Here is a 15,426-nt window from a genome sequence, read left to right as displayed (position 1 = left end):
AGATATAGAAAATACACATAACAGCGCGGGCGCATCGTGGATTTAAAGCAGATCGAGTACTTCGTCAGCGTGGCCGAGCGGCGCAGCTTTTCGCGCGCGGCCGAGTTGCTGGACGTTGCCCAGCCCACCCTCAGCCGGCAGGTACGCTTGCTGGAGCTGGAGCTTGGCCAACACCTGCTCTATCGCAACGGGCGCGGTGCCGAACCGACCGAGGCCGGGCTGCGCTTTCTGGAACATGCGCGCGCGCTGCTGACGCTGGCCGAACGCGCCAAGGAAGACCTGCAAACGCTGCGCGCCACGCCAACCGGCAAGGTGGTGGTAGGCCTGCCACCGCGCATTGCGCGCGTGCTGACGCCGCCGCTGGTGCAGGCATTCCGGCGTGGGTTTCCCGAGGCGTCCATTGCGGTGGCCGAGGGCCTTAGCGCGCAAGTCCGGGAATGGCTGTTGGCCGGCCGGGTCGATCTGGCCCTGCTTTACGATCCCGCGCCCTCGCCCCAGCTTGCGTATGAATCGCTGTTCCGCGAAGACCTGGTGCTGGCCGCTGCCGCCGGCCATCAGCCGCCCCTGCCCGCCCGCGTAACCGTCGCGCAGCTGGGCGACTATCCGCTGGTGCTGCCCAGCCTGCCCAACGCGATCCGGACCCTGGTGGAAAGCGTGTGCCGCGCGCAAGGCGTGCGCCTGAAGGTGGCCGCCGAGGTCGACGCCGTGCAGACTATCGTGGAACTGGCGGCGCAAGGCGACGCGTACGCCATCCTGCCGCGCTCCGCCGCGCGCGGACCTGCCGCCGAACACGCGCTGTCCCTATCGGATATCGGCTCGCCGCGCATCACCAACAACCTGGTGCTGGCCAGCGCACGCCACCGCCCCGCCACGCGCCTGGCCACCGCCACCGCGCAATTGATCCGGCAATTGGAGCTTTCCGAACTCTTCGCCCCCGCCCCGTGATGCGCCGGGCGGTAAAAACGTGCCGCGTCTGGCCGCCCAGGGCAAAAGAGTTAAAATGCCGGCTACCTTTCTTGTTTGGCGGCTCGTTGCTGTCAAAGTCCTGTTGGCGTCTCACCTCAAACAATGACCACTATCCTCCCGAACCTTCCTACCGGCCAGAAGGTCGGCATCGCCTTTTCCGGCGGTCTCGACACCAGCGCAGCCCTGCTGTGGATGCGCAATAACGGCGCCATCCCCTACGCCTACACGGCAAACCTGGGCCAGCCGGACGAGTCCGACTACGATGAGATTCCCCGCAAGGCCCTGGCCTACGGCGCCGAAAATGCCCGCCTGATCGACTGCCGCGCGCAGTTGGTGGCTGAAGGCATCGCCGCCCTGCAATCGGGCGCGTTCCATATCTCGACCGCCGGCATCACGTACTTCAACACGACGCCCATCGGCCGCGCCGTCACCGGCACCATGCTGGTGGCCGCCATGAAAGAAGACGACGTCAACATCTGGGGCGACGGCAGCACGTTCAAGGGCAACGACATCGAGCGTTTCTACCGCTACGGCCTGTTGACCAACCCCGACCTGAAGATCTACAAGCCCTGGCTGGACCAGCGCTTCATCGACGAGCTGGGCGGCCGTTCGGAAATGTCCGAATACATGCGCCAAGCCGGTTTCGACTACAAGATGTCGGCCGAAAAAGCCTACTCGACGGACTCCAACCTGCTGGGCGCCACCCACGAAGCCAAGGACCTGGAACAGCTGAACTCCGGCATCCGCATCGTCAAGCCGATCATGGGCGTGGCTTTCTGGCGCGACGACGTGGCCGTGAAGGCCGAAGAAGTCACCGTGCGCTTCGAGGAAGGCCAGCCGGTCGCCCTGAACGGCGTGGAATACAGCGACCCGGTCGAACTGCTGCTGGAAGCGAACCGCATCGGCGGCCGCCACGGCCTGGGCATGAGCGACCAGATCGAAAACCGCATCATCGAAGCCAAGAGCCGCGGCATCTACGAAGCCCCGGGCCTGGCGCTGCTGTTCATCGCCTACGAACGCCTGGTCACCGGCATTCACAACGAAGACACCATCGAGCAGTACCGCGAAAACGGCCGCAAGCTGGGCCGCCTGCTGTATCAGGGCCGCTGGTTCGACCCGCAAGCCATCATGCTGCGCGAAACCGCCCAGCGCTGGGTTGCCCGCGCCATTACCGGCGAAGTCACCATCGAACTGCGTCGCGGCAATGACTATTCGCTGCTGAACACGGAATCGGCCAACCTGACATACGCCCCCGAGCGCCTGTCGATGGAAAAGGTCGAGAACGCGCCGTTCACGCCGGCGGACCGCATCGGCCAACTGACCATGCGCAACCTGGACATCGTCGACACCCGCGAAAAGCTGTTCACCTACGTGAAGACCGGCCTGCTGGCTTCCAGCGGCACGTCGCTGCCGCAGTTGAAAGACGCCGCGAAGAAGAAGTAAGCATTCTTGCAGGCAACAAAAAACCCCTCGGTGTGATGACCGAGGGGTTTTTTTTATGGCGCCGCGTCGTGGCCTAAAGCTCGACCTGCATCCCCATTTCCACCACGCGGTTGGCCGGGATCTTGAAGAACTTGGTGCTGCGCGTGGAGTTCCGGGCCATGAACGAAAACACCGCCCGGCGCCAACGCCACAGCGCCGGCTTGCGCGCCGCCACCACGGTCTGGCGCGACAGGAAGTACGACGTGCGCATCGGCTCCAGGTCCAGCTCCGGATACGCTTCGGCCACCAGGCGCAAGGCCTCGGGCACGTCGGGGTCTTCCTTGAAGCCGTAGTTCACGGTGGCGGTCCAGCTGGAGGCCGACAGCTTGTTCACCACGAAACGTTCTTCAGGCGAAATGTAGGGCACGTCCGCCACCAGAATGGTCAGGAACAGCACGTGGTCGTGCAGCACCTTGTTGTGCTTCAGGTTATGCAGCAACGCGGGCGGCACGTTGCCGGAATTCATCGTCATGAAGATGGCCGTGCCCGGCACCCGCGACGGCGGATATTGTTCCAGCTGCTCCATGAATTCCTTGAGCGGCTGGCGGTCGCGCTGCTGCATGTCGGACAGCAGGCGACGGCCACGGCGCCACGTCATCATCAGCGTGAACACGACGATGGCGACCAGCAGGGGCAGCCAGCCACCCTCGTGGATCTTGAACACGTTGGCCGAAAACAGCAGCACGTCGAACAGCAGCAAAAAGCCCAGCACGCCGAACCACAGCATGCGCTTCAGACCCGTGGACCCGCGCGGCAAGACGGCAAACGCCAGCACCGAGGTGGTCAGCATCGTGCCCGTCACCGCGAACCCATAGGCGGCGGCCAGGTTGTCGGAATTGCGGAACAGCAGCACCAGCACCAGCACGGCGCACAGCAGCAGCGCGTTGACCTGCGGCAGATAGATCTGGCCCTTTTCCACGGCCGAGGTATGCAGGATCTGCATGCGCGGCCAGAAGCCCAGCTGCACCGCCTGGCGCGTGACGGAGTACGCGCCGGAGATAACCGCTTGGGACGCGACGATGGTGGCGATGGTGGCCAGCGCCACCAGCGGCACCAGGCCCCAGTCGGGCGCCATCAGGAAGAACGGATTGCGAATGGCTTCGGGGTCGCGCAGCAGCAGCGCACCCTGGCCGAAGTAGCACAGCGTCAACGCCGGCAACACCATGCTGAACCACGCGCTGCGAATCGCGGGGCGGCCAAAGTGGCCCATGTCGGCGTACAGCGCCTCGGCGCCGGTCAACGCCAGCACCACGGCGCCCAGCAGCACAAAACTGATCAAGGGAAATTCAACGACGAAGCGCAGGCCCCACATCGGGTTCAAGGCCGCCAGCACTTCGGGCGTCTGCCAGATCTGCCAGCCGCCCAGCGCCGCCAGCGTGCCGAACCACACCAGCATCACAGGGCCAAAGAGCTTGCCCATCAGGCCGGTGCCGTGCGACTGGATGGCGAACAGCCCCACCAGCACGACCAGTGCAATGGGCACGACCCACGCGTCCAGGGTGTGGGACACGATGCCGATGCCCTCCAGCGCGGACAGCACCGAGATGGCAGGCGTGATCATGCTGTCGCCATAGAACAGCGCGGCGCCGAAGATGCCCAGCACGATCAGCACCCACCGCATCTTGCCGTCGCGGTTGCGCACGGCCAGTTCCAACAGTGCCAGCGTGCCGCCTTCGCCCCGGTTATCGGCGCGCAGGACCAGCGTGACGTACTTCAAAGACACCACCACCATCAGCATCCAGAACAAGATGGACAGCACGCCCAGCAAGTGCGCGGGCTCCAGGTCGGTGTGCACGCTAAGGCCGGTCAGGCAGGCGCGCAGCGTATATAGCGGGCTGGTGCCGATGTCGCCATACACCACGCCCAACGCGCCCAGGATCAGCGCGGCGCGCGACGACGGTGCATGCACGCCCCCCGCGTGGGGGCCGGTGGGAAGGGGGGCACCCGCCGTGGCTTGGCTCATGATGTGGGTTCTTGACGAGTTAGTTGCGCCCCTTTGCGGGGGCCGGGGAACACGACGGAAAGCCGGGTTCCGGAGAAGTCGGGGCGGCTGGTCAGCTTCCACCAGGCGCCATGCGCGTGCGCGATCTCGCGCACGATGGCCAGGCCCAATCCCGAGCCGCCCGCCGTGGCGGTGGGCGATCGGTAAAAGGCTTCAAAGACGCGGTCGCGTTCTTCGGAGGGAATGCCGGGGCCGTCGTCTTCGACCGTCAGCGACGGCGGGTTGGCGCCCACGATCAGCGTGATGCGACCGGTCTCGTTGCCGTAGCGCAGCGCATTGTCGATCAGGTTGCCCAGCAGTTCGGCCAGCAGCAAGGGGTCAGCGTCGATCCAGATAGGCGCGTCGGGCGCCACCAGATCCAGGTCGTAGCGCGCCTCGCGCACCCGGGGAAACCATTCGGCGCCATGCACGCGCACCCATTCACACAGGTCGATGCGTACAAAACTGTCTTGCGGTCGGGCGTTGGGGTCGGCGCGCGCCAGCACCAGCAGCTGCTGACCCAGGCGGATCATGCGGTCGCTGACGGCCTTGATGCGTTCGGCGCGCGCCCGCACGTCGTCCGGCAGAGGGCGGGCCAACATCAATTCGGATTCCAGCCGCAAGCCGGACAAGGGGGTGCGCAGCTGGTGCGCCGCGTGGCCGATGAATCGGCGCTGGGCGGCCAGCGAGGCGTCCAGGCGCAGCAGCAGATCGTTGGTGTGCGTGACAAGCGGTTCGATTTCGACCGGCACGCCCGCGACCTCAAGCGGCTGCATGTCGTCGATGGAACGCTGCCGGATCTCTTCGGACAGATGGTTCACGGACCGCAATCCGGATCGCACGCCCTGCACGACCACCCAGGTGAACAGCGCAATCAGCGCCACCTGCCCCACTACCATCAGCCAGAAGAAGTCTTCCAGCATCCACAGCGACATATCGATCTTGTGCGTGATCACCCAGGTTGCCGCCAGGTCCAGCAGGACAAGCAGCAGAATGGGTGGCATCAAGCGGATGACCAGATGCCGGGCAAGCGAGCGGGAGGGGAGCAAGGGGCGGGACGCCGTAGGAGCGGAAGGAGTGCGATCGTGCATCATGACGCGATACCCTCGCTTGGGTGCATGCAGAAGCGCAGCCGGCGCATACCGGCGGCGCCCGGGCCGTCAGGCCGCTTCCACATCCAGCATGTAGCCGAAGCCGCGCACCGTCTGGATGCTGGCGCCCGTACCTTCCAGGCGCTTGCGCAGGCGGTACACATAGACTTCGACGGCGTTCTCGCTGAAATCGGCGTCCCAGGCGGACAGCGAATTCACGATTTGCCGCTTGGTGACGACGCGGCCCACGCGGACCATCAACATTTCAAGCACGGAAAGTTCACGCACCGACAGCGACAGGCGCTGGCCATTGGCGCGGACTTCGCGGCCGACCGTGTCGAACACCAGGGGGCCGACTTCGATCAGCGGCTGTGCCTGCCCCGCGCGCCGCCGGCCGAAGGCACGCACGCGCGCCGCCAGCTCGGGCAGTTCAAAGGGTTTGGTGACGTAATCATCGGCGCCGGCATCCAGGCCCGCAACGCGGTCTTCGATGCCGTCGCGCGCGGTAAGGATCAGGACCGGAACCTGATTGCCGTCTTGGCGCAATTGCCGCAGCACATCAAGCCCGCTCATGCCGGGAAGGTTCAGGTCGAGCAGCATCAGGTCATACGGCTGGCCAGCCAGGGCGCCCAGGACTCGGTCGCCTTCCGTCAGCCAGTCGACCGCATAACCCTGGTCGGCCAGGAATTCCTGGAGCGCATGGCCCAGGGTGGTGTCGTCTTCGATTACCAGAACTCGCATGCCGCGATTCTAGCGCGATCCGAAAAAAAAGGGGCGCGAAATGCGCCCCCTTCCGTGGGATTCGTTCACCGGCCGGACGGCGCCCCGGCGGGCGCGGGGGTAGCGGCGCCCGCGGCAGGCGCCTCGCCGCCCGCTGCGGCGCCGCCCGAAGGCGGCGTCGTGACGAAGCCGATGCGCGACATGCCCGAACGGCGCGCCGAGGCCATGACCTTCGCCAGGGTTTCGTAGCGCGTGTTCTGATCGGCGCGAATACGGATCTCGGGTTGCGGCTTGGTGCCGGCGATCGACTTGAAGCGGTTGGGCAGGTCGTCGATATTGACCGGCTTTTCGTCCCAGAACAGGGCGCCGCTGGCGTCAATCGCCAGGTCGACCGTCTTGGGTTCTTCTTCGATCTGCTCGGCCGCCACCTGGGGCATGTTGATCTTGATCGAGTGCGCCAGCAGCGGCGCCGTGATGATGAAGATCACCAGCAGCACCAGCATGACGTCGATCAGGGGCACCATGTTGATCTCGGAAACCGTGTGGCTTCCGGATCCTTTTCCCTCGAAGCTGCCAAAGGCCATTATTCGCTCCCGCGTTGAGCCGCGGCGCCGTTACCGTTCTGGCGGCGCAAGGCGCGGACCTTGCCGTCGGACAGCGCAACCTGCTGGCCGGTGGTCAGGAACGCGAACAGGTCGTGCGCAAAGGCATCCAGGCGCGACAGGAACACGCGGTTGTTGCGCACGAAAGTGTTGTACGCCAGCACGGCGGGAATGGCCACGGCCAGGCCCAGACCCGTCATGATCAGGGCTTCGCCCACGGGGCCGGCGATGCGGTTGATGGTCACGCCGTCGGACAGGCCAATGCCGACCAGCGCGTGGTACACGCCCCACACCGTGCCGAACAGGCCGACGAACGGCGCGGTGGAACCGACCGAGGCCAGCACCGTCAGGCCGTTTTCCAGCTTGGCGGTTTCTTCGTCGATGACCTTGCGCATGGTGCGCGTGACGAAATCGGAATTGCTGCCGGATTCTTCCAGCTTGGTCGCGCCGAACTTGTTGTGGTGCGCCTGCGCGTGCATCGCGTGGCTGGCCAGATGCGAGAACGGATCGCGCGCGCCGTGCGTGCTGATCTCGTGCTCGACCTGCTCCAGCGAGCTGGCGTTCCAGAACTTGTTCAGGAAATCGGCCGAACGCTTGCGCATGCTGACGTTGCTGGCGGCCTTGACCAGGATCAGGTACCAGGTCACCAGCGACATCAGGATCAGGATGATGAACAGGCTCTTGCCCACGAAGTCGCTCTGCGCGACAAAGTGCAGAAAGCCCATGTCGGGGGTAGCGATGGGCGCGGTCGGCGGCAGCGCGGCGGCGGCGCTTTGCAGCGCATCAGCCGATTGCTGGACAACACCGGCGCCGGTCGTGGCGGCTTGTTGGGCTGCGGGCGCAGCGGCGGCGGCAGCCGGTGCAGCCGGGCTGGTAGTCGCCTGCGCCACCAGGGTGGCGCCATGCAGTGCGTTGGACATCTCAGTTCCTCATTACGAAATCGAACGGAATTTTGGCTTTGGCGGGATAGGCCACGCCGTTACGGGTATAGGGCTTGAACTTGGCCTTGCGAGCCGCGGTCAACGCGGATTCGTCCAGCCTCGGAAAGCCCGAGGACGTGTCGATCGTTGCGCGGTCCACCAGCCCCTGCGTGTTGATCTCCACCAACACCAGCACCCGCCCTTCTTCCCGCATGCGGCGCGAGGCCATGGGGTAGCTGGGCATGGGGCGCGCGCCCTGGAATTCGATGCTGGACACCAGCACGGGTTGATCAGGCGGCGGGCCTTGCTGCGGACTTTGCGTAGCCTGCGCGCCATCCACGGCGCCGGCGGGCGGCGTCTGCACAGGCGGCGTCTCGGGTTTGACTTCCTGCTTGGGCTGCGGCTTGGGCTGCGGCTTGGGTTTAGGTTTCGGCTTGGGCTTGGGGGCCGGCATCGGCGGCTTTTCAACCACGGGTTCCGGTTCCGGTTCAGGCTCGGGCTTCACTTCCGGCTCGGGCTCGGGGTCCGGCTCGACCACGGGTTCGGGCTCGGGCGGCGGCGGTTCCACGACCGGTTGCGGCGGTTCGGGCGTGGGCTCGGCCTTGGCCACCTGCGGCACGGGCGCGTCGATGAGGCTGACCATGACAGCCTCGGGCTCCTCAAGCTCAGGACGATTCGCGGGTGCCATGAAAATGGCCCCGATCACTGCCGCGTGTAGGGCCACAACCGCCAGCCCGGCGCCGGCGCGTATACCAAATGAAGACGGCGAAGAAGAAGTCCAACCGCGTTGAAAACTAGGCATGAATCAGCCAGGGTGCATTGACTTATCCGGCCAGCTGGACGAAAACGCGCGCCAAAAAAAAGCGGCGTGAGCCAGCCGGTACAAGCCGATCATAATATCTTAAATGCGAATGATTCGCACGTCCTATTTCGTCTGGAATAGCGTAACACTGCCCTACCGGGCTCAACCAGAAAGCACAAGACGGCATCAAGAAGGCTTGCGCCCACGCAAGGATGCAGCGCACTGAACCAAAACAAAAAACCCGCCACGGTGAAGTGTGCGGGTTTCGGTGTGCGGGTTTCGGTGTGCGCGTTTCGGTGTGCGCGTTTCGCGGGTGATCTGCAAGAAACACGTTCAAATTCGTGAACGCAACGCATGGGCTTTTGGTGGGTGCTACAGGGGTCGAACCTGTGACCTACGCCTTGTAAGGGCGCCGCTCTACCAACTGAGCTAAGCACCCGATCCTGACACTTTCAGCGCCGCTTCAATACGATGATTCGCTTGAAGCAGTGACTAACTCGCAGCCAACTCGGGGTACTCAAAAGCAATACGCGGGCCGGAGTATACCGGACCGCGTCGTTGTCGGCAAATCGCTTCGGGCCGATGCCCCGCGACCGCCTTGCCGTCCATTAGTTGACGGCGTCCTTCAGGGCCTTGCCCGGACGGAACTTCGGCACCTTGGCCTTCTTGATCTTGATCGTTTCGCCCGTACGCGGGTTGCGGCCGGTGCGAGCTGCGCGAGCCGACACGGCAAACGTGCCAAAGCCAACCAGCGTTACCGTACCGCCCTTCTTCAACGTGGTCTTGACGGCACCGATCAGGGCGTCGAGCGAACGGCCGGCGGCAGCCTTGGAGATATCGGCCTTGCTGGCGATGTGATCGATGAGTTCGGTTTTGTTCATTCAGGAGTACCCCTCACAAGGTATTGAGTCTGGCGAGGCCGTGCGGTTCATGGCTGTCATGCAGGGGACGCCACCAACTAAACGCAAGGCCCGGCAAACGACGAACAGACAGTGGATGGACTTTTTTCTTGCGCTGCAAAGCACAACTTTTAAACTGCTGCGCCGCTTAGGATTCGATGGCATAAATGCCTTCAAACCGTCAGCGACGCAGACGTGTATTAGGCCTTGGCGTAGAGCGGCTGTCAAGCGAAAACCTCACTACAACCCGCGCCAATACTAGCTTTTAGCCATTTTCGCAATAAACAAAAACGCGCATTTCGGGGTTTGCGCGACACCGAAAAAATCACTTCAAGCCTGAATCAAACATCGGCCCAGCGGCGCAGCAAATTGTGATAAATGCCGGTCAGTTGCACGATCGACGCATGTCCCGCCACGTCCTGATTCAAACGCTGGATGGCCACGTCCATGTCAAGCAACAATGCGCGCTGGCTGTCTTCGCGCACCAGGCTCTGCATCCAGAAAAACGAACTGATCCGCGCCCCACGCGTCACCGGATTCACCTTGTGCAGGCTGGTGCCGGGATACAGCACCATGTGTCCGGCAGGCAGCTTCACGGCGCGCGGCCCGTAGGTGTCGTCGATGACAAGCTCGCCGCCATCGTAGGATTCGGGGTCCGAGAAGAACAGCGTTGCCGATAGGTCGGTGCGCACGCGCTCGGCCGTGCCGGTGATGCCGCGCACCGCGTTGTCGACGTGATAGCCGAAGGCTTCGCCGCCTTCATAGCGATTGAACAGCGGGGGGAATATCTTGCGCGGCAAGGCGGCCGACATGAACAGGTTGTTGGCGGCCAACCGTTGCAGGATCAGGTTGCCCAGCTCTTGCGCCAAGGGATGCTGCTCGGGCAACTGGCGGTTGCGCTTGACCTCGGCGGACTGGTAGCCCGCCGTGACTTTGCCATCCACCCATTCCGAGGCGTCCAGCCGCTGGCGGATATCCGCCGCTTCTTGCGGCGTGAATACATCTGCGATCTGTATAAGCATGTGCCTGATCCTTTGCCGGATTATCCCTTCAGGCAACCATTAAGCGCCTGATCGAAATCAAACAGCAGGTCGGCTTCGTCCTCGATGCCGACGGAAACACGGATCAGGCTGTCGGCGATGCCCATTTGTTTGCGGCGCTCGGCACCCATCTCGTAATAGATGGTGTGCGCCGCGGGCAATGCCAGGCTGCGCGTGTCACCCAGGTGCGTGGCCATCAGCACGATGCGCAGGCGGTTCAGAAAATCAAAGCAGTCCACGCCATCGGCAAGCTCCACACCCAACAGGCCGCCAAAGCGCGCGCCGAACAACGCCGCTGCGCGCTCGTGCTGGGCGTGGCCGGCCAGACCGGGGTAATGAACCTTGGCCACGCCGGGATGCTCATCCAGAAAGCGGGCCAGCGCCAGCGCATTGGCGCAGTGCTTGGCCATGCGCAGCGCCAGCGTCTCGGCACCCACGGCGATGCGGTGCGCGGGCTCGGCCGCCAGCGTGCCGCCCATGTCGCGCAAGCCCTTTTTCTTGATCTGGGTCAGACCCCAGCTGGTGGACGGCCCCTTGCGATAGGCGTCGTAGATATTGGAATAGTTGGCCCAGTCGTACAGGCCCGTGTCCGTGACGGCGCCGCCCAGCGCGTTACCGTGGCCGCCGATGTACTTGGACAGCGAATTCATCACCAGCGATGCATGCACGGTGGACGGGCGAAACATCCAGGGCGACGTCAAGGTGTTATCGACGACGTAGACCAGATTTTTCTCGCGGCAGATTTCGCCGATGACCGCCAGGTCGGCCACTTGCGTGCCCGGGTTGGCGATCGTTTCGGTAAAGACCATGCGCGTGTTGGGCTGGATCGCGGCGCGCACTTGCTCGGCATCGGTCGCATCCACGAAGGTGATTTCGACACCCAGCTCCAGCAGCGTGCCAAGCAGGCTGTTGGTATTGCCGAACACAAACTGGCTGGACACAAGATGATCGCCCCGACGCAGCAAGGTCGTGAAGATGGCCGACAACGCCGCCATGCCGGTGGCGAAGCTGACCGTGCCCTTGCCGCCTTCCATATGGTTGATCTTGGCTTCCAGCGCCGTGGTCGTGGGCGTGCCCTGGCGCGCGTAGGTGAAGCCCGCCTTGCCCTGGAACACCGCCGCCAGCTCGCGCGCGTCGTCGTAGGCAAATTCCGACGAGGGATGCATCGGCTTGTGCACCGCTCCGTGCTCGACGGATTGTTGGCGGTCGGAATGGAGGATCGTGGTGGTAAAGCCGTTCTGGTGCATGATGGGCAGACGCGTAAAAGTAAGAGCTACAAGATAAGCGGGTCGGACAAGGTCAGGCTTGGCGCTGGCGCACGGTTTCGTACAGGCAGACCGCGCTGGCCACGCTGACGTTCAGGCTTTCGACCGAACCCAACATGGGAATGTTGACGAGTTGGTCGCAGGTTTCGCGGGTCAGGCGTCGCATGCCCTCGCCTTCGGCGCCCATGACCCACGCCATCGGCTGGCGGGCGTCAATCTTGTGCATGCTGTCGGTGGCCTGGTCGTCGGTACCCACCAGCCACACGCCGCGATCCTTCAGGCTGCGCATGGTGCGCGCCAGGTTCGTGACCATCAGATAGGGCACGGTATCCGCCGCGCCGCACGCCACGCGCTGCACGGTAGCGTTCAAGCCGACGGCGCGGTCACGCGGGGCAATCACGGCATGCACGCCCGCCGCATCGGCGGTGCGCAGGCAGGCGCCCAGATTGTGGGGGTCGGTCACGCCGTCCAGGATCAGCAGCAGCGGCGGGCCCTCGATAACGTCAAGCACCTCGTCCACGTCCACCGCCAGCTGGCGCTCGTCGGCCAGGGCAACCACGCCTTGGTGACGCGTACCACGCGATAGACCATCCAGGCGTTCCATCGGCACGGGATGCACGCGGCGCCCCGCCTTCTCGGCCTGCTCGATGAACGTCTGCATGCGCTTGTCGCGGCGCGAGGCCTCGACGTAGATTTCCTTGATTGAGTCGGGCGCGTGGCGCAGCCGCGCGACAACCGCGTGAAACCCGGCTAGAACTTGGGTCGACGCCATAGATGCAATACCTTTAGATAAACGAATACCCGCCCCAGAGGGGGCGGGCCACCGGACCAAGCCGGCCATCTGCGCAATGTTACCCCTTATGGCCCCGCCGCCCTACAGCGGGCGGGCCATAAAGGCGTCACAAAGCGCGTGTCAATGACGCTTATGCGTCGCCTTCTTGGCGGGCGATGCGCGCTTGGACGCACGGGGCGGCTTGCCGGCCTTCTTGGCGTCGGCGCGGCGTTCCTTGGCGGTCTGGCCTTTCAGCGCGGCCGGCTTGGGGGCTGCCGCCTTCTTCACGCGGCGCACCGGCTCGTCAGGGCCACGGGCGGCCGCCTTGCGCAAGGCGTCGAAACTTGTGCCCTGCACCAGGCGGAATTCAATGCGGCGCGCTTCGAGGTCGACGCGCGCCACCTGCACCTGGACCTTGTCGGTCAGGCGGTAGCGCATGCCGGTGCGCTCACCGCGCAACTCATGCAGCCCATCGTTGAACTGGAAGTACTCGCCGCCCAGCTCCGACACGTGCACCAGGCCTTCGACGTGCAAGGTATCCAGCGTGACGAAGATACCGAAGCTGGCCACGCCGGTGACGGTGCCGCTGAAGTCTTCGCCCACGCGTTCCTTGACGAACCAGCACTTGAGCCAGGCCTCGACGTCGCGCGATGCTTCGTCGGCGCGGCGCTCGGTGGCCGACAACACCAGGCCCATCTTTTCCCAGATGGCATGCTCGTGTTCTTTCTGCGTGCGCCCGATGACGACCGCGTGGTCATCCAGGCTGGGCACATAGCGCTGGCCGGCCAGCAAGGCCTTGATGACGCGATGGGTCAGCAGGTCGGGATAGCGGCGAATGGGCGACGTAAAGTGGCTGTAGCCCGGGTAGGCCAAACCGAAGTGGCCCATGTTGTCAGGGCTGTAGACGGCCTGCTGCATCGAACGCAGGCACATCGACTGCAACAGCTGGTAGTCGGGACGGCCGCGCACGGTGTCAAGAAAGTCACCGTAGTCCTTGGCCGTGGGCGTATCGCCCCCGCCCAGCGACAAGCCCATCGTGCGCAGGAATTCGCGCAGCGATTGCAGGCGTTCCGGCGTGGGCCCTTCGTGGATGCGGTACAGGCCGGGATGCTTGCTGCGCGTCATGAAGTCGGCCGCGCAGGTGTTGGCGGCCAGCATGCATTCTTCGATCAGCTTGTGGGCGTCGTTGCGCACGGACGGAACGATCTGTTCGATACGGCCCAGTTCGTTGCAGACGATCTTGGTTTCAACGGTGTCGAAATCGATCGCGCCGCGCTTCTTGCGGCCTTGCACCAGCAGCTGGAACAGTTCATACAGATGCTGCACATGCGGCATCACGTTGCGCATGGCGGCGGCGGCGGGGCCGCCCGGCTGCTGCAAGGCAGCCCAGATGTTCGTATACGTGGTGCGGGCATGCGAATGCATCACCGCGTTATAGAACTGGTAAGCGGTGACCGTGCCGGCCTTGGCACCCGTGGCCGGAATGACCATGTCGCAGACCAGCACCAGGCGGTCAACGTCGGGGTTCAGCGAGCACAGGCCGTTGGACAGCGATTCGGGCAGCATCGGGATGACGCGGCGCGGAAAGTACACGCTGGTGCCGCGTTCGATGGCATCGTCGTCCAGGGCATCGCCGGGACGCACGTAATGGCTGACGTCGGCAATGGCGACCAACAGGCGCCAGCCCGGGCGCTTGCGCTGGCCGGTGCCAAGCTCGACGGGTTCGCAGTACACCGCATCGTCAAAGTCCCGTGCGTCTTCGCCGTCGATGGTGATCAGCGGCACGTCGCGCAGGTCGACGCGGTCTTTCAAGTCGGTTTTGCGCACCGTGTCGGGAATGCGCGCGGCCTGCTTGCGGGCAGCCTCCGAGAATTCGACGGGCACGTCGAACTTGCGCACGGCGATCTCGATTTCCATGCCGGGGTCGTCGATTTCGCCCAGCACCTCGGCCACGCGGCCCAGCGGCTGCGTATGACGCGTGGGCTGTTCCATGATTTCAACCGCAACCACCTGCCCATGTTGGGCGCCGTTGGTGTCGCTGGGCGGAATCAGGATGTCGTGCTTGATGCGTTGATCTTCGGGCACGACGATGGACAGGCCATGCTCGTGCAGAAAACGCCCCACCAGCTTATTGGTGCGGCGTTCAATGACTTCAACGATGGTGCCTTCCGGCTTGCCACGGTATTCGCCCGTGGGCTTGACCAGCACGCGGTCGCCATGCAGGACCTTGAGCATTTCGCGCGGCGACAGGAACAGGTCGGGGCCGCCGTCATCACGCAACAGGAAACCGAAACCGTCGCGGTGACCCAGCACCTTGCCGGCGACAAAATCCAATTTGGTCGCCAGCAACAAAACGCCCTTGCGATTGGGCATCAACTGGCCGTCGCGTTCCATGGCGCCAAGACGGCGCTCGAAACCCACCATCGTCGCGGCTCGCTCAACGCCCATGCGTTCGGCCAGTTCCACCGGAGACAACGGCGAACCCGCGGCTCGCAGCGCGGTCAGAATGGCTTCACGGGACGGGACATCGGGATCGAAGTCCGGCGGCGCTTCGGGCAAGGGTGTTGATCTGTTGTTTTTCGATTCGTTATTCGATCGTTTTGCCAAAGCTGAAAGTTCCGTATATAATGCGCAGCTTCTGTGGTTCGCCCAAGGCTGAACACTGAAGCAGAAATGGTCAGAAGGGGTTGAAAACCAAAGCGGTTGCTAACCCCAGGTCGAAAGACCCATTGTAAAACCAAGTGCGCTCAGGACGCATGTTTTAGTTAAGTTTAGGTTAAGTCAGTATGTTGAAAACAACGTACACGCTTAATAGACCTAGACCTAAACCTCAAGCTAAAACAATGCAACTAGAGCGGCAGCGTATCACAGTGTTCTGACAAGCAT

The 15,426-nt window shown here is 63.9% G+C and carries 13 protein-coding genes and 1 tRNA gene; 2 read left to right on the top strand and 12 right to left on the bottom strand.

Annotated elements, in window-relative coordinates; translation table 11 throughout:
- Nucleotides 1-36: 36 nt before the first annotated feature.
- Complete coding sequence (locus V6F88_RS27365; protein ID WP_332613452.1) at nt 37-945, top strand: LysR substrate-binding domain-containing protein; 909 nt, start codon at nt 37-39, stop codon at nt 943-945.
- A 123-nt stretch (nt 946-1,068) separates the two neighbouring features.
- The gene (gene argG / locus V6F88_RS27360; RefSeq protein ID WP_046805493.1) at nt 1,069-2,409 is read left to right on the top strand and encodes an argininosuccinate synthase; all 1,341 of its coding nucleotides are present in this window, start codon (nt 1,069-1,071) and stop codon (nt 2,407-2,409) included.
- Nucleotides 2,410-2,482: 73 nt separating this feature from the next.
- On the opposite strand, the gene V6F88_RS27355 is transcribed toward argG, so the two are convergent.
- From V6F88_RS27355 to rnr, 12 genes are all read right to left on the bottom strand, one after another.
- Nucleotides 2,483-4,411: a potassium transporter Kup gene (locus V6F88_RS27355; RefSeq protein ID WP_332613451.1), complete on the bottom strand. Its 1,929-nt coding sequence runs from the start codon at nt 4,409-4,411 to the stop codon at nt 2,483-2,485.
- A complete protein-coding gene (locus V6F88_RS27350) occupies nt 4,408-5,433 on the bottom strand; it encodes a sensor histidine kinase (RefSeq protein WP_442880414.1) in 1,026 nt (341 codons plus the stop codon). The genes V6F88_RS27355 and V6F88_RS27350 overlap by 4 nt, the downstream gene beginning before the upstream one ends.
- Before the next feature lie 156 nt (nt 5,434-5,589).
- Entirely contained in the window at nt 5,590-6,261 is a 672-nt protein-coding gene (locus V6F88_RS27345) for a response regulator transcription factor (protein WP_332613449.1), read from the bottom strand.
- Between the two features lie 65 nt (nt 6,262-6,326).
- The gene (locus tag V6F88_RS27340) at nt 6,327-6,824 is read right to left on the bottom strand and encodes an ExbD/TolR family protein (RefSeq protein WP_332613448.1); all 498 of its coding nucleotides are present in this window, start codon (nt 6,822-6,824) and stop codon (nt 6,327-6,329) included.
- Complete coding sequence (locus V6F88_RS27335; protein WP_332613447.1) at nt 6,824-7,762, bottom strand: MotA/TolQ/ExbB proton channel family protein; 939 nt, start codon at nt 7,760-7,762, stop codon at nt 6,824-6,826. Before V6F88_RS27335 ends, V6F88_RS27340 begins: the two co-directional genes overlap by 1 nt.
- 1 nt (nt 7,763) lies before the next feature.
- Entirely contained in the window at nt 7,764-8,564 is an 801-nt protein-coding gene (locus V6F88_RS27330; protein ID WP_332613446.1) for an energy transducer TonB, read from the bottom strand.
- Nucleotides 8,565-8,927: 363 nt separating this feature from the next.
- Nucleotides 8,928-9,003 (bottom strand) — tRNA-Val (locus V6F88_RS27325).
- Nucleotides 9,004-9,172: 169 nt separating this feature from the next.
- A complete protein-coding gene (locus V6F88_RS27320; protein WP_003812968.1) occupies nt 9,173-9,445 on the bottom strand; it encodes an HU family DNA-binding protein in 273 nt (90 codons plus the stop codon).
- A gap of 359 nt (nt 9,446-9,804) precedes the next feature.
- Nucleotides 9,805-10,485, bottom strand: coding sequence for a Fe2+-dependent dioxygenase (locus tag V6F88_RS27315; RefSeq protein WP_332613445.1), 681 nt, complete (start codon nt 10,483-10,485; stop codon nt 9,805-9,807).
- A 20-nt stretch (nt 10,486-10,505) separates the two neighbouring features.
- Nucleotides 10,506-11,750, bottom strand: a complete 1,245-nt coding sequence (locus V6F88_RS27310; protein ID WP_332613444.1) for a cystathionine gamma-synthase family protein — start codon at nt 11,748-11,750, stop codon at nt 10,506-10,508.
- A gap of 52 nt (nt 11,751-11,802) precedes the next feature.
- A complete protein-coding gene (rlmB, locus tag V6F88_RS27305) occupies nt 11,803-12,540 on the bottom strand; it encodes a 23S rRNA (guanosine(2251)-2'-O)-methyltransferase RlmB (RefSeq protein ID WP_046805500.1) in 738 nt (245 codons plus the stop codon).
- A 141-nt stretch (nt 12,541-12,681) separates the two neighbouring features.
- On the bottom strand, nt 12,682-15,147 hold the full coding sequence (gene rnr / locus V6F88_RS27300; protein WP_046805501.1) for a ribonuclease R: 2,466 nt from the start codon (nt 15,145-15,147) through the stop codon (nt 12,682-12,684).
- Between the last annotated feature and the right edge of the window lie 279 nt (nt 15,148-15,426).

The organism is Achromobacter sp. ESBL13 (assembly GCF_036668755.1).
Lineage (GTDB): Bacteria > Pseudomonadota > Gammaproteobacteria > Burkholderiales > Burkholderiaceae_B > Achromobacter.
This window is presented reverse-complemented; position numbering and strand designations above follow the sequence as displayed.

Coding starts and splice junctions, on each gene's coding strand:
- argG (WP_046805493.1), top strand. CDS start 1,069: ATGACCACTATCCTCCCGAACCTTCCTACCGGCCAGAAGGTCGGCATC.
- V6F88_RS27355 (WP_332613451.1), bottom strand. CDS start 4,411: ATGAGCCAAGCCACGGCGGGTGCCCCCCTTCCCACCGGCCCCCACGCG.
- V6F88_RS27350 (WP_442880414.1), bottom strand. CDS start 5,433: ATGCCACCCATTCTGCTGCTTGTCCTGCTGGACCTGGCGGCAACCTGG.
- V6F88_RS27345 (WP_332613449.1), bottom strand. CDS start 6,261: ATGCGAGTTCTGGTAATCGAAGACGACACCACCCTGGGCCATGCGCTC.
- V6F88_RS27340 (WP_332613448.1), bottom strand. CDS start 6,824: ATGGCCTTTGGCAGCTTCGAGGGAAAAGGATCCGGAAGCCACACGGTT.
- V6F88_RS27335 (WP_332613447.1), bottom strand. CDS start 7,762: ATGTCCAACGCACTGCATGGCGCCACCCTGGTGGCGCAGGCGACTACC.
- V6F88_RS27330 (WP_332613446.1), bottom strand. CDS start 8,564: ATGCCTAGTTTTCAACGCGGTTGGACTTCTTCTTCGCCGTCTTCATTT.
- V6F88_RS27320 (WP_003812968.1), bottom strand. CDS start 9,445: ATGAACAAAACCGAACTCATCGATCACATCGCCAGCAAGGCCGATATC.
- V6F88_RS27315 (WP_332613445.1), bottom strand. CDS start 10,485: ATGCTTATACAGATCGCAGATGTATTCACGCCGCAAGAAGCGGCGGAT.
- V6F88_RS27310 (WP_332613444.1), bottom strand. CDS start 11,750: ATGCACCAGAACGGCTTTACCACCACGATCCTCCATTCCGACCGCCAA.
- rlmB (WP_046805500.1), bottom strand. CDS start 12,540: ATGGCGTCGACCCAAGTTCTAGCCGGGTTTCACGCGGTTGTCGCGCGG.